This is a genomic window from uncultured Aquimarina sp., assembly GCF_947496855.1.
In the GTDB taxonomy this organism is placed as follows: domain Bacteria; phylum Bacteroidota; class Bacteroidia; order Flavobacteriales; family Flavobacteriaceae; genus Aquimarina.
Window position 1 is genome coordinate 518,573 of record NZ_CANMED010000004.1, and the last position, 16,584, is coordinate 535,156.

Annotated in this window: 16 protein-coding genes; 8 read left to right on the forward strand and 8 right to left on the reverse strand. The window is 33.2% G+C overall.

Going from position 1 to position 16,584, the window contains the following annotated elements; genetic code table 11:
* Positions 1 to 310 precede the first annotated feature (310 nt).
* From Q0921_RS14720 to Q0921_RS14740, 5 genes are all read left to right on the forward strand, one after another.
* Positions 311 to 2,614 (forward strand): chondroitinase-B domain-containing protein, encoded by a 2,304-nt coding sequence (locus Q0921_RS14720; RefSeq protein ID WP_299258102.1) that lies wholly within the window; start codon positions 311 to 313, stop codon positions 2,612 to 2,614.
* Positions 2,615 to 2,735: 121 nt separating this feature from the next.
* Positions 2,736 to 3,299, forward strand: coding sequence for a TetR/AcrR family transcriptional regulator (locus Q0921_RS14725; RefSeq protein ID WP_299258104.1), 564 nt, complete (start codon positions 2,736 to 2,738; stop codon positions 3,297 to 3,299).
* A gap of 65 nt (positions 3,300 to 3,364) precedes the next feature.
* Entirely contained in the window at positions 3,365 to 4,111 is a 747-nt protein-coding gene (locus tag Q0921_RS14730) for an SDR family NAD(P)-dependent oxidoreductase (RefSeq protein ID WP_299258106.1), read from the forward strand.
* A 25-nt stretch (positions 4,112 to 4,136) separates the two neighbouring features.
* Complete coding sequence (locus Q0921_RS14735; protein ID WP_299258109.1) at positions 4,137 to 4,433, forward strand: carboxymuconolactone decarboxylase family protein; 297 nt, start codon at positions 4,137 to 4,139, stop codon at positions 4,431 to 4,433.
* Between the two features lie 62 nt (positions 4,434 to 4,495).
* Positions 4,496 to 5,545, forward strand: coding sequence for an FAD-dependent oxidoreductase (locus tag Q0921_RS14740; RefSeq protein ID WP_299258111.1), 1,050 nt, complete (start codon positions 4,496 to 4,498; stop codon positions 5,543 to 5,545).
* Between the two features lie 6 nt (positions 5,546 to 5,551).
* Here Q0921_RS14740 and pafA read toward each other — a convergent pair whose 3' ends face one another.
* Complete coding sequence (gene pafA, locus Q0921_RS14745; protein WP_299258113.1) at positions 5,552 to 7,210, reverse strand: alkaline phosphatase PafA; 1,659 nt, start codon at positions 7,208 to 7,210, stop codon at positions 5,552 to 5,554.
* Positions 7,211 to 7,325: 115 nt separating this feature from the next.
* On the opposite strand from pafA, the gene Q0921_RS14750 reads away from it, so the two are divergent.
* From Q0921_RS14750 to Q0921_RS14760, 3 genes are all read left to right on the forward strand, one after another.
* Positions 7,326 to 8,063, forward strand: coding sequence for an ABC transporter permease (locus Q0921_RS14750; RefSeq protein WP_299258115.1), 738 nt, complete (start codon positions 7,326 to 7,328; stop codon positions 8,061 to 8,063).
* A complete protein-coding gene (locus tag Q0921_RS14755; protein ID WP_299258117.1) occupies positions 8,063 to 8,827 on the forward strand; it encodes an ABC transporter ATP-binding protein in 765 nt (254 codons plus the stop codon). Before Q0921_RS14750 ends, Q0921_RS14755 begins: the two co-directional genes overlap by 1 nt.
* A 217-nt stretch (positions 8,828 to 9,044) precedes the next feature.
* Complete coding sequence (locus Q0921_RS14760) at positions 9,045 to 9,242, forward strand: hypothetical protein (RefSeq protein WP_299258119.1); 198 nt, start codon at positions 9,045 to 9,047, stop codon at positions 9,240 to 9,242.
* A 231-nt stretch (positions 9,243 to 9,473) separates the two neighbouring features.
* Here the strand turns inward: Q0921_RS14760 and Q0921_RS14765 are convergent, their stop codons facing one another.
* From Q0921_RS14765 to Q0921_RS14795, 7 genes are all read right to left on the reverse strand, one after another.
* Positions 9,474 to 9,830: a DoxX family protein gene (locus Q0921_RS14765; RefSeq protein ID WP_299258121.1), complete on the reverse strand. Its 357-nt coding sequence runs from the start codon at positions 9,828 to 9,830 to the stop codon at positions 9,474 to 9,476.
* 130 nt (positions 9,831 to 9,960) lie between these two features.
* Positions 9,961 to 10,677: a hypothetical protein gene (locus tag Q0921_RS14770; protein WP_299258123.1), complete on the reverse strand. Its 717-nt coding sequence runs from the start codon at positions 10,675 to 10,677 to the stop codon at positions 9,961 to 9,963.
* A gap of 85 nt (positions 10,678 to 10,762) precedes the next feature.
* On the reverse strand, positions 10,763 to 12,223 hold the full coding sequence (locus Q0921_RS14775; RefSeq protein ID WP_299258125.1) for a DUF389 domain-containing protein: 1,461 nt from the start codon (positions 12,221 to 12,223) through the stop codon (positions 10,763 to 10,765).
* A gap of 2 nt (positions 12,224 to 12,225) precedes the next feature.
* The gene (locus tag Q0921_RS14780; protein WP_299258128.1) at positions 12,226 to 13,302 is read right to left on the reverse strand and encodes a mannose-1-phosphate guanylyltransferase; all 1,077 of its coding nucleotides are present in this window, start codon (positions 13,300 to 13,302) and stop codon (positions 12,226 to 12,228) included.
* Positions 13,303 to 13,304: 2 nt separating this feature from the next.
* Positions 13,305 to 13,901 (reverse strand): SprT-like domain-containing protein, encoded by a 597-nt coding sequence (locus tag Q0921_RS14785; protein ID WP_299258130.1) that lies wholly within the window; start codon positions 13,899 to 13,901, stop codon positions 13,305 to 13,307.
* A gap of 56 nt (positions 13,902 to 13,957) precedes the next feature.
* Complete coding sequence (locus tag Q0921_RS14790) at positions 13,958 to 14,788, reverse strand: DUF4349 domain-containing protein (RefSeq protein WP_299258132.1); 831 nt, start codon at positions 14,786 to 14,788, stop codon at positions 13,958 to 13,960.
* Entirely contained in the window at positions 14,778 to 16,376 is a 1,599-nt protein-coding gene (locus Q0921_RS14795; RefSeq protein ID WP_367183344.1) for a von Willebrand factor type A domain-containing protein, read from the reverse strand. The genes Q0921_RS14790 and Q0921_RS14795 overlap by 11 nt, the downstream gene beginning before the upstream one ends.
* Positions 16,377 to 16,584: the final 208 nt, after the last annotated feature.

Sequence of the window (16,584 nt, forward strand, 5' to 3'; positions counted from 1 at the left end):
ACAATAACAGGTGGCGAACCTCCATGTCCTGTATGGGTTTGTAAGTCATTAGAAACCTGGCCTCTTCACCCAGCTTGCTATTGTGACTAAATATCTAAAAGCGAAAAGGTGTTTATGCTAACTTGATACATAAACACCTTTTATGTTTTTGTTAATCCTCCATTCATTAAGAACCGACTTGGTTATTATAAAAAATAGACCTAAATTGCTCTCCACACACAGCTTACAAGTATCTACTTTTTAATAAAGCATTAGACTATTTTTTAAAGTTTAATGGGAATGTTTAATACAAATATTTCAAAACAAACAAATGAAAAAAAGTAGACTCTATAGCTATTTACTAGCTATTCTATTAACTGCAAATTCTTGCACGCAAACTAATAATACAAAACAAACCGATGGAGGCAATCTTGTTACTACCGTCGAAGCATTTAATAAAGCTATTTCCATAGCCCAACCTGGAGACGAAATTACGTTGAGTAACGGTATCTGGAATGATGCCCAATTTATTATTACAGCAACGGGGACAGAGAAAGAACCGATTGTAATCAAAGCACAGGAAAAAGGAAAAGTTATTCTATCTGGTAATACTTCTCTAAAAATCGGAGGGAAACATGTGATCATAAAAGAGCTCGTTTTTAAGAATGGGTATACCCAAGAAGATGCCTTGATTATTTTTAAAACCGATGACGGAAAATTAGCAGAAAATTGTAGGCTTACTGAAATAGCAATTGATCATTTTAATCCAACTAATAGATTCGATAAATCCGAATGGATCCATCTTCACGGAAAAAATAATCGAGTAGATCACAACTATTTTGGAGGAAAACTAAATGCCGGTGTAACTTTGGTTGTAAAACTAAATAACAAAAACAGTTTAGAGAATCATCACAGAATTGATCATAACCATTTTGGGTACAGACCCAATCTAGGATCTAATGGAGGAGAGACACTTCGGGTTGGAGTTTCAACTTATTCATTAAGTCCATCAAGAACATTGATTGAGAATAATTATTTTGAACAATGTGATGGCGAAGTAGAAATTGTTTCTCTTAAATCAAGTGACAATATTGTTCGTAATAATCTTTTCTATGAATCTGCGGGTGTATTAGCACTAAGACATGGAAACCGAAACTTAATAGAAAATAACTTCTTTATAGGAAATAACAAACCTGGCACAGGAGGAGTTCGGGTTATTAACGAAGGCCATACAATTAGGAACAATCATTTTCAGGAACTAAAAGGGAAACGTTTCTTTGGAGCATTACCGGTAATGAACGGAGTTCCTAATTCACTAATTAACAGATATCATAGAGCAGAAAACACAGATATAACTGGAAACAAATTCCTAAAATGTGATCATATCCAGTTTGGTGTTGGCGCAGATAACGAAAGGACTGATCCTCCAAGAGACATTAGATTTACCAACAATATTTTCTACCATCCTGAAAGAAAACAAGTCTTTGAAGCAATTTCTGATTATAGCACTTTCTCTTTTTCAGGAAATGAGGTAATATCTGCAGATTCAAAATTCAACCATAAAGGATTCAAACAAGCTGAAATCACATTCTCAAAAGATCCGGCTGACGGCTTATTAAAAAATCAAACCTATCAACCTAAGCTTCCTTTTACAAAAAACGAAGTGGGACCAAACTGGTATACGCCACAACAGAAATATTTTGAGATTACTAATAAAAACTCGAATGCGGCACAAGTATCAGGTAACGAAAATGATGCTTTATTTAGTATGGTAAAAAGCACATCCTCAGGAGACACTATTCAATTAAAACCAGGGACCTATACTTTTACGAAACCTTTAATCATCAACAAAACTCTTACAATCATAACTGACGAAAGTGATAGCCCCGCAATCTTTACATATGATCAAAACGAATCACAAAAGCCGTTAGTAATCATAGAAAATGGAGGAAGTCTCTCCATTAAAGGAGTTATCTTTGATGGTGCTTCGGAAAATGGTATTGCACAATCTGCTATCGCAACCTCATCAAAACCGATGATAGAACATTATAAATTAAAGGTAGTTTCTTGTGAATTTAAAAATTTTAATGCAAGTCGTAAAACCGCCTTTAGAGCTTATAAAAGTACGTATGCAGACACATTAATTTTTAAGAACTCTACTTTTCATAATATTTCTGGAAACGCAATCAGTTTAGATGGAGAAAATGAAAATAGAGGCCGTTATAATGCAGAATATGTAAAAATAGATAACTGTCATTTTAGTAAAGTAATGGGTAATGCCGTCTCGCTATTAAGAATGGGTAATGACGAAAGCACTACCGGACCATACCTAGAATTAAGAAACTCTACCTTCGTTGATGTCAACAATAAAGACTTAGGAAGTGTGGTTCTGCTTTGGGGAGTTCAAAAATTAAATATAGATAATTTATTATTCATTAATTCCGGAAAAGGTGGAAGAGCTATAAAATACGAAGATCCGGGATGGGCTATTAGTACAATTGATCATATTAGCCTAATTAATTCTGGTCGGATAGAATCCTTTGGAAAACGAGCAGGCGCCAATATTCAGATTATAAAAACTGAAAAACCATTGGAATATACTGCAAAACATACCGGATATAAACCATCAAAATAAAAAGTTCGAGTTACTCGAGTCTTGACCTTAGAAACTCATTTAATCATCAAATTGGAATACATTTTCATAAACAAAACTAGACAGACTTGTCTAGTTTTGTTTTTTTATATATATTTGCCATATGAAACATTCCAAAGTAAGAGATCATATTATAGAAACTGCCTCTACTTTATTTTATAATAAAGGCTATAACCTTACCGGAATTAATGAAATTATTAAAGAAGCAGGAATTGCCAAAGCTACATTATACAATCATTTCCCGTCTAAAGAAAATATTTGTATTGCTTATCTTCAATTTAAGAATGATACTTTTACTAAGGACATAAGAGAATTTGTATTTAAAGCTTCTTCAGGAAAGGAAAGGATATACTCATTATTTCATTTTCTTACGCTTTTCTTTGATCAAAAAGATTTTAATGGATGTTGGTGTCTAAATACATACTCAGAAATACCAAAAGAAAATGAAACTGTGCGTATGGAAATTCAAAAACAGAAGAATGATTTCATAAATTTCATACAAGATCTTGTTATAGAGAATTGTAATCAGAATTCTTATAAAGCAAATAAAATGCTCGCTAGAAAGATCTATTTATTATATGAAGGAGCAATTTCAGAAAGTAAATTGCATCAAAATACTTGGCCAATAGAAGTCTCCTTATCATTGTGTGAAAAAATCATAACATAAAAAAAATTTGAAACAAAAAAGACAGACTTGTCTGTTCATTTACTAATTATTTAAATACATTTAAAATGACGCAATTTAAAAACAAAACGGCCCTTGTTATCGGAGGAACTAGTGGAATCGGTAAAGCTACTGTGGATTCATTAATCGAAGCAGGAGCTACGGTTCATGTAGTAGGTAGAAATACAGCTAAAATTCCTGATGGAGATAACATTATTAAACATAAGGTTGACATTACCAACAAAGATAACGTTGATCAACTTAACAAAACTATTGCAGACTTAGATCGCTTAGATTTCCTGGTAAATGCATCTGGAATTTTTGGTCCAAAACCGTTTTTAGATCACACTCTAGAAGATTATGATTCTTATCAAGATCTAAACAGAGGATTCTTTTTTATTACCCAATCAGCTGCTAAGAAAATGAAAGAAGGTAAAAGTGGATCCATTGTTAATGTAGGCTCTATGTGGGCCAAACAAGCTGTAAAAGCAACTCCTTCTTCTGCCTACTCTATGCAAAAAGCAGGATTACACTCGTTAACACAACACTTAGCAATGGAATTAGCAGATCATGGAATACGGGTAAATGCTGTATCACCTGCTGTAGTAGAAACTCCTGTATATGATGGCGTTTTCGGAGGAGCCGATGAGGCTAAAAAAGCGTTGGTTGGCTTTAATAATTTTCACCCAATCGGAAGAAACGGAACTGCACAAGATGTAGCTAACAGTATTACCTTCTTATTATCAGATAAGGCTTCGTGGGTTACAGGAGCGATTTGGGATACCGATGGCGGTGTGATTGCAGGAAGAAATTAATTAAAAAAATCTGATTATGTATGATATGAATCACCTAAAAAAATTAGGTACACTTAGTGAAAATGCATCAGAGGCTATGAAAGCTTTCCAAGCTTTTGATAGCATCGCATTACAAGAAGGAGTTATTCCAGTAAAATATAAAGAACTAATGGCTGTTGCTGTAGCGCTAACTACACAGTGTCCTTATTGTTTAGAAATTCACAAGAAAAATGCAATAAAAGCCGGAGCAACTCCAGAAGAGCTAGCAGAAGCTACATTTGTCTCTGCCGCACTTCGCGCTGGAGCAGCTGTTGTTCACGGAACACATCTTATGGACAAATAAACTAATACTATAAAGTAAAACTCCTTCTTTTAGGAGTTTTACTTTATATATTTATATCGAATATGAGATCAGAAATACTTATTGTAGGAGCTGGATTAACAGGCTTATTACTCGCACATAAATTAAAAAAAAAGGGAATAGCCGTAAAGGTTACTGAAGCTAGAGATAGAATCGGAGGAAGAATACACACATTACAGTCCAAAAACCAAACTCCAATCGAAATGGGAGCGACTTGGTTAAGTACTCAGCATCATGAATTACTTATGTTACTAGAAGAACTAGAGCTACCGGTTTTTGAACAATTCATGGAAGGAATAGCACTTTTTGAACCACTATCCACTGCTCCTCCTCAACAAATACAATTACCAACCAATCAAGAACCCAGTTACAGAATACAAGGGGGAACGATTTCGCTTATCAATAGACTTGCTAAATCTCTTAATAATGAAGAATTAATCCTAAACGAAAAAGTAACACATATCAACTATCTAAAGGACCATTTCGAAATTCATTCGGAATCTACAACACATTATGCTGATAAAGTAATTTCTACCATTCCTCCTATGCTTCTGGTAAATTCTATAAAATTCAATCCATTACTACCTGAAAATATAGTTGATATTACTAACAAAACTCATACCTGGATGGGGGACTCTATTAAATTTGGCATTTCATATAACCAACCTTTTTGGAAAGAAAATAAGTATTCAGGAACGGTTTTTAGTAATGTTGGTCCTATCACAGAATTATATGATCATTCTAATTCAGAAAACACCCGTTTCGCATTAAAAGGTTTTCTACAAAATGGAATGCAGGCTTATACCAAAGAACAAAGAAGGTCCAAGGTAGAAAGTCAACTCCGAAAATTATTTGGAGATCAATCTTTGCAATATCTCGCGTATGAAGAAGTTGTTTGGAAACAAGAAGCAAACACTTCTATTCATTCAGAAAAATTTATATTTCCACACCAGAATAATGGCCATAGTTATTATCAAAATGGTTTTTTTAATAATAACTTCTTTATTGCTGGATCAGAAACAGCTACGAGACATGCAGGATATATGGAAGGTGCAATACAAAGTGCACAATCCATATATCAAAAACTTATATAAATAATCTTATTTTAACACAAAAGGCAATACATCGCCTGTAGCACCATTAGGGAATGTTATTCCTAATAACGCAGAAATAGTTGGAGCAATATCAGGAATTGTTGTTTTCTCTGTAGTGCTTCCTTGCTTAATACCTTTACCCATAAATAATAAAGGGGCATGCGTATCGTAATTCAATCCACTTCCGTGCGTAGATCCTGTCCGAGAATACAGAATAGTCGCTGGGTTTAATACAAAAACAACATCTCCGCTTCTTTTCTGATTAAATCCTTTTTGGACTAAGGCAGCAATTCCTTCAGTATATGTGCCGGTTAATAATTGTTCTCTAGTAAATACCTTATCTATCTGATCATATTGTAAGATGTAATGCGCAATAGTTTTCTGTAAATCCTGAGCACTCACATTATTTTTAACTAAAACATCATATGCAAAAAAGACTTGATCATTATCAATTTTTTCTATTAACCCATCCACTTTAAATCTTTCTTTTACAAAAGCCATAACCTTCGTCGATAACGTATCCTTTTTAAAATAACCAGATGGTATCTTTACTGTTTGCAAATAGGATGGTACATGAACGGCTCCATGATCTGCCGTTAAAAAAACCGTATAATTTCCTTTTCCAATTTTTGAATCTAATGCATTAAAAAGTCGTTCCAGATCCTTATCTAATCTCAAATATGTATCTTGTATTTCTTTAGAATTTACTCCAAAATTATGTCCCACATAATCCGTACTAGAGAAACTAACTGTTAGAAAATCGGTAATATCATCTTTACCTAATGCTTCTCCATCTATTGCCGCAATGGCAAAATCAGCAGTTAGACTGTTTCCATAAGCAGACCCTTTGATAATATCATAACCTTCATTCTGATCTTTCAAAGCTCCTAAATCATATGGAAATGTTGCTGTTTCTTTTCCTGTAAACCCTTTCTCAAAATTGTTTTGATCTGATCCACTTTCTATATATGAATTGATATCATATAAGGTATTCCATACTTTTAGATAAGATTCTGCTTTGTCAGAGTCATTAAACTGCTGTACCCAATTTGGTAAGTCGTTTCTATAATACGTACTGGTAATCCATTTTCCTTCATCTTTCCCCCTAAACCAATAAGCACCATTTGCTGAATGTCCTGCAGGTAAGATTGCTCCCCGGTCTTTTATTGCAATTCCTATAGACTTCCCTTTTAACTGTGTATGCAATCGATTCTGATCGGCAACGGTTGTAGTTTTCATACGATGCGGAGACATTCTCTCCAACTCGCTATCTGACCCAACTGCTCTTACTGATGGATCGCTAGCACAATACACTCCTTTTTTACTAAACTTATCATACCAATAATTAGAGATAATCCCATGATTTTGTGGAGTAGTACCTGTAAACACAGATGCATGTCCTGGGCCAGTATAAGTAGGAACATAGTTAAAATGATTGTTTTTACAATTAAATCCCTCTCTGAGCATTCTTTTAAAACCACCTTCTCCAAAACGATCATAAAAACGCGTTAGATAATCATATCTCATTTGATCTACCACCATCCCAACTACTAGTTTTGGAGAAACATTAATTGTTTCCTTTCCAGAACTAGGTTGTGACTGCTGCGATGTACATTCTATAGAGAATAAAACAAGTCCAAAAATTAAGAATACTTTCTTTATCATTACTTTTAATAATTTAGATGGTTAAAATACCATTTATGCAAATGTAAAACTTTAATAGAAGGTTACATGCTGTACCTATTTTTTTTTCTATTTTAGCCCTTCTAATGGAGCGCATATGTTTTATCTGGACGATATTGGTCGTTATTTTTTAATGTTAAAAAAAGTTTTTAGTCGTATGACTAAAGGCTCAGTACTTAGGAGCTTGATTTTCAAAGAAATAGATGACCTTATTATTGGTTCATTAGGAATTACCGTATTTCTTGCTTTCTTTATTGGTGCTGTAATTGCAATACAAACTGCATTAAATCTAACCAATCCACTAATTCCAAAACAATTAATTGGCTTTGCTTCCAGACAATCGATGATTTTGGAATTCGCACCTACATTCCTCTCTGTAATAATGGCTGGTAAGGTAGGTTCGTTTATTACATCTAGTATCGGAACCATGAGAGTTACAGAGCAAATAGACGCATTAGAAGTAATGGGAATTAACTCACTAAACTATTTAGTGTTTCCAAAAATCGTTGCTATGTTTATGTATCCTTTTATCATAGCAATTGCTATGTTTGTTGGCGTATTCGGAGCTTATATAGCAGGTGTTTATGGAGGGTTTGTTTCTGGCTCTGAATTTTTAACGGGGCTGCGTGAAGAGTTTATACCGTACCACTTAATTTATGCCTTTATTAAGACCTTTATTTTTGCCTTTCTATTAGCAACTATTCCTTCTTTTCACGGATATTATATGACAGGTGGAGCATTAGGAGTTGGTAAAGCGAGTACTTCTGCGTTTGTTTGGACAACAGTGGTTATTGTAACTTCTAATTATATATTAACTCAATTATTGTTAAGCTAATGATAGAAGTAAAAGATATTCATAAAAGTTTTAGTGGAGAACAGATTCTTAAAGGAATTACAACCACTTTTGAGCGTGGTAAAACCAATCTAATTATTGGAACCAGTGGTAGTGGTAAAACTGTTTTTCTAAAATGTATGCTTGGTTTATTCACACCGGAAGAGGGCTCTATTTGTTATGATGGAGCGACCTATTCTGATCTTTCTACAGAGGAACAAAGAAACCTTAGAGAGCAAATGGGAATGGTATTTCAGGGAAGCGCATTATTTGATTCTATGACAGTAGAAGAAAATGTAATGTTTCCATTAATGATGTTTACCAAGCAGAAAAAAGAAGAAATGCGCGAACGAGTGAATGAAGTACTAGATCGTGTAAATCTAGAAAATGCAAACAATAAACTTCCATCCGAAATAAGTGGTGGTATGCAAAAACGCGTTGCCATTGCAAGGGCGATTGTTACCAAACCTAAATATCTTTTCTGTGATGAACCTAATTCTGGATTAGACCCTAGAACAGCTATTGTTATCGATAATTTAATAAAAGAAATCACAGAAGAATACGACATCACAACGGTCATCAATACCCATGATATGAATTCGGTTATGGAAATTGGAGAAAAGATTGTTTTCCTAAAGTATGGTAATTTAGAATGGGAAGGTGATAAAACACAAATTTTCAAAACCGATAACGAAGCTGTAACGGACTTCGTCTACTCTTCTAACTTGTTTAAGAAAGTAAGAGATGCTCAGTTAAAAGGACTCTAGAAAAATTTGATATTAAAACTCTAAATTCATAATAATTTATTTTTACTAGAAGCGTCTATTTTCTTACAAATTAACTTCCAGATCGTTAATCAGATATTTTTTAAGAATTAGTTAGGATTTTGAATATCAAAACTTTAACATCAATTACGGCGTTGCCGTAAATAGATTTTACTGAGTTTATTTACCTTTAACTTTATAAATTTTAAAACCTTACACCATGTTAAAGAATGTTTCAAAATTCGGAATTAAACTAAGTAAAGATCAGCAAAAGGAAATCAATGGAGGTGGATTACGTCCGTCCAGATGTTGCAATCCAGCACTTTCTTGTTGTGTACCTAACCAAAACTATAATGGCTCTAATTGTCAATTCCTTCCAGGAAATCCAAACTCTTTTCCGGTTCCTTATTGTATTTAATATTTGAATCTATTCGAAACTGCTGATGAATATGAATCAACATATCTCAGCAGCTTTCTTTTAATAGGTTTTGCAAAGGAATGGCAATTGATACCCCTATTCAAGAAACTTCCTAAGAAAATGATTTCACACCATAATTACCACACACGATATGAACTTGGTGGCGGGAACTAGAATAAAACTATTTTCTTACCAGCAGATAATTCGTTTACTTCTAAACATTCCTGCTATTTATACAATTTTTAGCTTATACATGTATATATTCGAAATGATAAGTAGTCCAATAAAGAATACATTGATCAAGGAAATAAAAATTGAATCTTTATGTGCAATGTGAGCTACAATAGCGGTTACAAAAAATAATCCAACTCCAGCATATCCCCACTCTTTTACTTGAACCGATATCTGTGGTATCAATAAAACAAAGACAGCAATTATCTTTAGAACTCCTAATTGTATCCTAAAAAAGTTAGGAAACCCTAATGATTTAATTCCCTCTATAGTTTCTTTACTAAAAAAATAGGTATAAGAACTCCATAACAACATTAAAGAAACTAGAACGGTTGATATCCAATAGATTATTTTCACAAACTAATTCTTATTTTATTAATTCAATATTCCTCTAATACAACCTCATTGTTAAACTAAAATAAGATGAATAACATAGCTTATTTTTCCTCCCTAACAAACTTCAAATTATACTCAAGATAATAAAATTCTATTTCGCTATTAAAACATTTTCTGGAATCAAATTTTCCATCTTAGCAAATGCTAAACTCAAATCACCATTCCTAATATCATCCAGCAACCACCTGCCTTCGGTATACTCCATAACCCATATATGACTTTCATCCTGAAAACCTCTTTTCCCTTCTATTACTTTTTGAGTATCCTTATTAATCAAATAGTCTTCTATAGTAGCAGAAATACTAATCACCACTTTTGAACCTTCGTAATTACTATTATTTGTTAACTCTATATATAAAGGTCTAATTTTATTAATCTTTTGAAGATTACAAATATTCTTTAAATTATTAGATTTCCACTTATCAAGATGAACTAATTGTTGATTTTGCCAATACCAGTGATTTACATATTCTTTAACTTCACTCATATCTTCATCTCCCCAAGCAGCATAGACACGTGTAACAATATTAGAAAAATTCTTTTCAAGATTTAACCAAGAAAAATTCTTATTCTTTAAGCCTATCTCTACTAATTGTTTTTTTGTTTTTTTTACTTTGAAAAACTCAACAGATTTTATGTAGATAATGAATGGTAGCAAAATAATAAACAGCAATAACATCAAAATTTTACCCCACCAAGTTTTAAATAATCCTTTTGCTATCACACCGCCGGGACCAGCGTATATAGGGTCTATAAAAAACAATAACCCAATAAAAACTAATAATACTATAAATCTTGATTTTTTCATTATTCTATTCTTTTTAGTTACTCTATATATAAGTGTACTAATAACTAAAAATGTTATTCTAAAATTTTAAAGAATTTTTGCAAAATTACTTTACCAGCAATGTATCCGCTTTTAGCTCGCCAGTAATCCACTGTCGTAGATCTTTATTCCTAACATCGTTAAGACTATCAGATACTTGGAATTTCCATTGCGGGAAGATGACTTTTACTGTATCTACTTTTCGGAAATTGGATTGTAGCACTTCTCCATATCCTAGTTCTGATAAATCTGGGAAGCGGATTTTAGCATCTTTGGCTATGTTGTTATAAGGCAAAATATCTACTGGAACTATTTTTTGTGCCTCAGTTAATTGAGTTTCCATGAGTGCCAATCGTATCTTTAGATCTTCTACTTTATCTAACAATGCTTCGTTCTCAGTTTCTAAACGATTTAGCTCCACAATATATCGATCGTTTGCTTTAGAGATTTGCTCAATCCCTCTAGCTTTATTACCTCTAATAGATAAAGTAAAGTCACTTAACTCAGGATATCTTAAAAATTCATTTTGCAACGCACTGATAGTCGCCTCAGATATTTCTCCATCAAAAAACAATTTTAATGTTTTATTATCATAACTGTAGATATCTTTGCGCAGATATAAGCTCTCATTAGATTCTATATTTTGTACCATAAAACGCTCATAATCTCCTAGGGCTTGACTCTCATTAAGTGTAATCCAAAATGTGTAAAAAGCTGGAACCATCACCAAAAGTGCCACAAAGGAAGCTATTCTAGCGGTGCGTTTACGCTTTGCCGAGTTGGCATACCTTAGCATAGGAAATTTTAATAATTTTAATACAATAAAAGTAGCTAAGGCAATAAAAATCGTGTTTATAGTAAACAAATACATTGCGCCAAGCGCATATTCATATTTACCTATCGCCAAACCAAACCCAACTGTACATAAAGGTGGCATTAATGCCGTTGCAATGGCAACCCCAAAAATTACACTCGCGATAGTTCCTTTTTTGGTTCTAGCAATAATCAATGCTAATCCTCCAAAAAATGCAATCAATACATCTCTAATATCAGGCTTAGTTCGCGCCAACAACTCAGATGACTCTACTTTTAACGGAAACAAAAAGAAAAACAACCAAGCTGTAAAAACACTTAACACAACCATTACTCCAAAATTGATTAATGATTTTTTTAAAGTGTCAATATCGTTAACAGCAATAGACATTCCCATTCCTAAAATCGGTCCCATTAAGGGAGAAATTAACATCGCTCCAATAACTACAGGAATAGAGTTGGCATTTAATCCAATAGAAGCTATAAAAATAGAACATATCAGAATCCACGCAGTTGCTCCTTTAAAAGGAATATCTGCTTTTATCAATTCAATAGTACTATCCCTATCAGTATCGTGACGAAAATCTAGTAATCCTTTTAAAAAAGAGGCAGCGCTTTTAAACAATCCTTTGGCATCTTTTTTTACTGCTTCTTTATGTTCTTCTACTTTTTTGTCCTGAATCTGATCATTAGGCTCCTGAGTATTTTCCGCCATAGTTATCCGTGTTTTTCTCCGTAAGTATCTTTCACTTTTTTAAGCACTTGTTTTATATCCTGTTCTTTCTTTTTGGGATAAATCAATAGTACTTCTTCTTTATCAACTATAATGTAATCCTCTAAACCATCTACTACAACAATTTTATCTGTAGAGGTTCTAATCATGTTACCCGATGCATCTTCTGCTAAGACTCTGGCATTTACGACTGCATTATTAGCATCGGTTTTATCTAGCTTATCATATAACGATCCCCAAGTACCAAGATCATTCCAATCAAAGGTAGCCGGAAGCACATATACATTTTCTGCTTTCTCTAAAATAGCATAATCTATAGAAATATTTTCCGCGAGCGGGTAATTAACCGCAATAAAATCATTTTCTTCTTTCGTATTGTAAGTATCCAATCCTTTTTCAAACAAAGTGGTCATCTCTTTTTGGAATTTAGCAAAAGCTCCTACAATACTTTTTACACTCCAAATAAATATTCCCGCATTCCAAAGGTAGTTTCCTTGATTTAAGAATTCCTTTGCAGTTTCATAATTAGGCTTTTCTGTAAACTGAGCTACTTTTTTAATAGCATTCGTTTCTTTATTATATTGTATGTATCCATACCCTGTATTTGGAAAAGTAGGTTGGATACCTAAGGTCATTAAGATATCTTTTTCAGAACATGCATCAAAACTTTGCTTTAAATTCCCTACGAACGCATCTTCATCTTCGATCCAGTGATCACTTGGTGCCACCACCATAACGGCATCTGGGTTTTCTTTCTGAATTTTTAATGCAGCATATAAAATGCATGGAGCTGTATTACGCATTGCCGGCTCTGTAACCACTTGTCGTTGTGCTGCTTCTGGCAATTGTTCTAATACCAAATCATTATATCGTTCATTAGTCAATATAAAAATATTTTCCTTTGGGATAATCTTTGACAATCGGCTAAATGTTCTTTGAATTAAAGTCTCTCCGGTACCTAACATATCGTGAAACTGTTTTGGAAACTCTGTAGTACTAACAGGCCAGAATCGAGATCCAACTCCCCCTGCCATTAAAATGGCGTAATAATTTTCTTTCATAATTAATTTAATAACTCGACTTCTGCATTGGGGTTAAACAGGTATACTTTACCTGTGCTTATTTCGATACATTCATAACGTTTTACTCTTTTATTTCCTCTTTGGAAAATCTTTCCATTATACAATCTAAATCGACTTCCTAAAGGTACTTCAAAGATATAATTTTTATCATTCTCTGGGTCATATTGTTTTAATGCAAGTGATAATTTTGCATCAGTATCACTACTCGCTTTTGGATTCTTAAAATGATTTGCCATCACAGGCAATAATCTGGAAGGAAAAACATCTGGATTTATATAAGGTAACATCAACTGCTGAAAAGTTCGTTTCCACTCTATTCCGTGGGGTTTGATATAACGTCCATATTTTTCGAAAGCTACAAGATGAGCGATTTCATGGATCAATGTTATCAAAAAACGATAGGTATTCAAAGATGCATTAACCGTGATTTGATGTCTACCATCTGGCATTTTACGATAATCACCATGGCGAGTGACACGCTCATTAACAATTTTCAGATGAACATTACATTTCACAATCAAATCAAATGCCGGTTCTAAAGCACGTTCAGGGATGTATCTTGCCAGGATTTCCTTCATTGCCGCAAAATACAAAAAATAAGCGCATCGAACCGATGCGCTTTATTCAAATTACTTTATCTTTTTATCCACTTAAGATAGATGAAAACTATAGCTCCTAGTATGAATAGAGGCCATACATAAAATAGAATCAAGACCAAATATTCTAATAGATTCCACCCAAAAGATAATCCATCTTTTACCTTATCTAAGAAACTAGCTTTATATATATCGGGTTCTTCTTCAGGAATTACTATTTCATACAAATCAAACTGAATTGTACTATATGACACGCTATTAGCTAGATAGTTTAATCTTCCTTGTGCCGCTTCTATCTCTTCCTGAAGCACTCTTAATTTATCTTCCGTTAACAAAACGTCTTTTACAGTCTTGGCTCTGGTCTTTAGGATGGTTTCATACCGCTGTTTCACTTCTAGTTTTGTTTTTAATCGTGAATTCAGGTCAATATATTCTTCAGTTACGTCTACAGTTGATATATTTTTATAATCCACAAAATCGCCCAAAGTACAAACACTATCTAATACTTGATCAAAATTCTCTTTAGGAATTCTAATTGTAAAACTATTTTCTTTAGCGTAATTGGTATGAGTAAAGTGTTCATCAGAAATATAGCCTTTATACTTAGAAACTATTTCCTTTGATAGCACGGTTGCTAGTTCTACATTATTTACTTTGATACGGCAATTGGCATTTTTAATTATCTTTAACGTATTAGTTATACTTTCTTTTTCCAGTGATTTCGGACCAGAAGCCTCTTCAATTTTCTCAGTTGGAAAGCTTTCTGACATATCGCTATATTCTTTTCCCGTCCGAGAGCAAGATAGCACGAATGGTAAAAGACATATTACTGCGTTATTCTTAATCAATCTCATATTCTTAATTTTCATATTGATTTGCTTTATCATAACTACTCATTAGTCTTACAAACTCTGCTCGATATCCTTGTTCATCGTTCCCTCTGCTTTTTTTTGCCAAAGTGATTATATCTTCAGTATTTTGATTCTGTATATATTCTGAGTTTCTTAACTTCATTCCATACCAAGCTACAGATGCAGCAAATTGAAAATCCGTTGAGATATGTTTTTCAGCATCTGTTTTATGGATATGCACTATTTCAATACTTTGATCTTCTTTTGGCTTTTTATATCTGAATTTTACAGTAAATAACTCGTCTTCATATTCAGCTTTCGTAGTTTTTCCATTCTTTTCAGCGTATTTTAAGTCTGAAACCTCCTTAAGATATTTGCTTTGTGCTCCAGCGGGTATTACTTCGTACAATGCTGTAACTGTGTGTCCGCTACCAAGCTCTCCTGCATCTTTAGTATCATCTATAAAATCTTCATCATTAAGCAGTCGGTTTTCATACCCAATTAATCTATATGCTTTTACCTTAGCTGGATTAAATTCTACTTGGATTTTTACATCTTTTGCAATGGTATACAATGTTCCACCAAACTCAGTTCCTAATACTCGTTGTGCTTCTTGCATCGAATCGATATACGCATGATTACCATTACCTGTATCCGCTAGGGTTTCCATTTTACTATCTTTATAATTACCCATTCCAAAACCTAAACAAGTTAAGAATACCCCAGATGTTCTTTTTTCTTCAATTAATTTCTTCATACTACTATCGCTACTAACTCCTACGTTAAAATCACCATCAGTAGCTAGTATCACTCTATTATTTCCGTTTTTAATATAATATTCTTCAGCTATTTTATAGGCAAGCTTAATTCCTTCTCCTCCTGCTGTCGAACCTCCTGCTTGCAGATTATCTAAGGCTTCCATAATTTTTTCCTTATTTTCACCGCTTGTTGGTTTAAGAACCACTCCTGCTGCACCTGCATATACAACAATAGATACTTTGTCCTTTGCTCTCAATTGCGATACTAATAGTTTAAAAGCCTTTTTCAGTAATGGCAATTTATTGATATCATTCATAGATCCTGAAACATCAATTAAAAATACCAGATTGGATGCAGCAAAACTTGCTGCAGGTATTTCTTTACCTTTTATTCCTATTTTGACTAACTGTGTTTTTCCATTCCAAGGAGTTGATCCAGATTCTGTATGAATTGCAAAAGGATGTTGATCTATAGGCTCTTTGTAATCATACTTAAAATAGTTTATCATTTCTTCTATTTTAACTGCATCTTTCGGGATCTCTTGGCCATTATTGATCATTCTACGAATGTTACTATAAGAAGCTTTATCCACATCTATGGAAAAAGTAGACAATGGAGCCAGGATCACTCTTTTAAAAGCATTTTCTATAATTTCTTTATATGCCTCATCATTTTGATCAACATTCTTCAGGATTTCTGAATCTTGCTTAAAATCTGCTCTCTCTTCTAAAACGATACTCTCATGGAGAGTATAACTTCTTTTAGCATATTGGTTACATGAGGTTATTCCTAAAAAGAATAATCCAAGAAGTATAAATCCGATTTTTTTAATAGTCTTTGTTTTCATATTTATTGTTTTTACCTTGTTAAACTGAAAACAAACATAGTATCATAGAAACCTGTACTCTTGTATAGCTTTTGTAAAACTATTGTAAACCATTTTACAAATCATATTTAACTAATAATCAAACAAATAAAATCATAAACTCTGAAGAACACATAGCATTCTCACTTCTTAAAAAAACCGTTACTAAACAGTTTTTAAAAGAAAATAC

Coding starts and splice junctions, on each gene's coding strand:
- Q0921_RS14770 (WP_299258123.1), bottom strand. CDS start 10,677: ATGAAAAAATCAAGATTTATAGTATTATTAGTTTTTATTGGGTTATTG.
- Q0921_RS14750 (WP_299258115.1), top strand. CDS start 7,326: ATGTTTTATCTGGACGATATTGGTCGTTATTTTTTAATGTTAAAAAAA.
- Q0921_RS14730 (WP_299258106.1), top strand. CDS start 3,365: ATGACGCAATTTAAAAACAAAACGGCCCTTGTTATCGGAGGAACTAGT.
- Q0921_RS14795 (WP_367183344.1), bottom strand. CDS start 16,376: ATGAAAACAAAGACTATTAAAAAAATCGGATTTATACTTCTTGGATTA.
- Q0921_RS14775 (WP_299258125.1), bottom strand. CDS start 12,223: ATGGCGGAAAATACTCAGGAGCCTAATGATCAGATTCAGGACAAAAAA.
- Q0921_RS14740 (WP_299258111.1), top strand. CDS start 4,496: ATGAGATCAGAAATACTTATTGTAGGAGCTGGATTAACAGGCTTATTA.
- Q0921_RS14760 (WP_299258119.1), top strand. CDS start 9,045: ATGTTAAAGAATGTTTCAAAATTCGGAATTAAACTAAGTAAAGATCAG.
- Q0921_RS14785 (WP_299258130.1), bottom strand. CDS start 13,901: ATGAAGGAAATCCTGGCAAGATACATCCCTGAACGTGCTTTAGAACCG.
- pafA (WP_299258113.1), bottom strand. CDS start 7,210: ATGATAAAGAAAGTATTCTTAATTTTTGGACTTGTTTTATTCTCTATA.
- Q0921_RS14755 (WP_299258117.1), top strand. CDS start 8,063: ATGATAGAAGTAAAAGATATTCATAAAAGTTTTAGTGGAGAACAGATT.
- Q0921_RS14790 (WP_299258132.1), bottom strand. CDS start 14,788: ATGAAAATTAAGAATATGAGATTGATTAAGAATAACGCAGTAATATGT.
- Q0921_RS14720 (WP_299258102.1), top strand. CDS start 311: ATGAAAAAAAGTAGACTCTATAGCTATTTACTAGCTATTCTATTAACT.
- Q0921_RS14725 (WP_299258104.1), top strand. CDS start 2,736: ATGAAACATTCCAAAGTAAGAGATCATATTATAGAAACTGCCTCTACT.
- Q0921_RS14735 (WP_299258109.1), top strand. CDS start 4,137: ATGAATCACCTAAAAAAATTAGGTACACTTAGTGAAAATGCATCAGAG.
- Q0921_RS14780 (WP_299258128.1), bottom strand. CDS start 13,302: ATGAAAGAAAATTATTACGCCATTTTAATGGCAGGGGGAGTTGGATCT.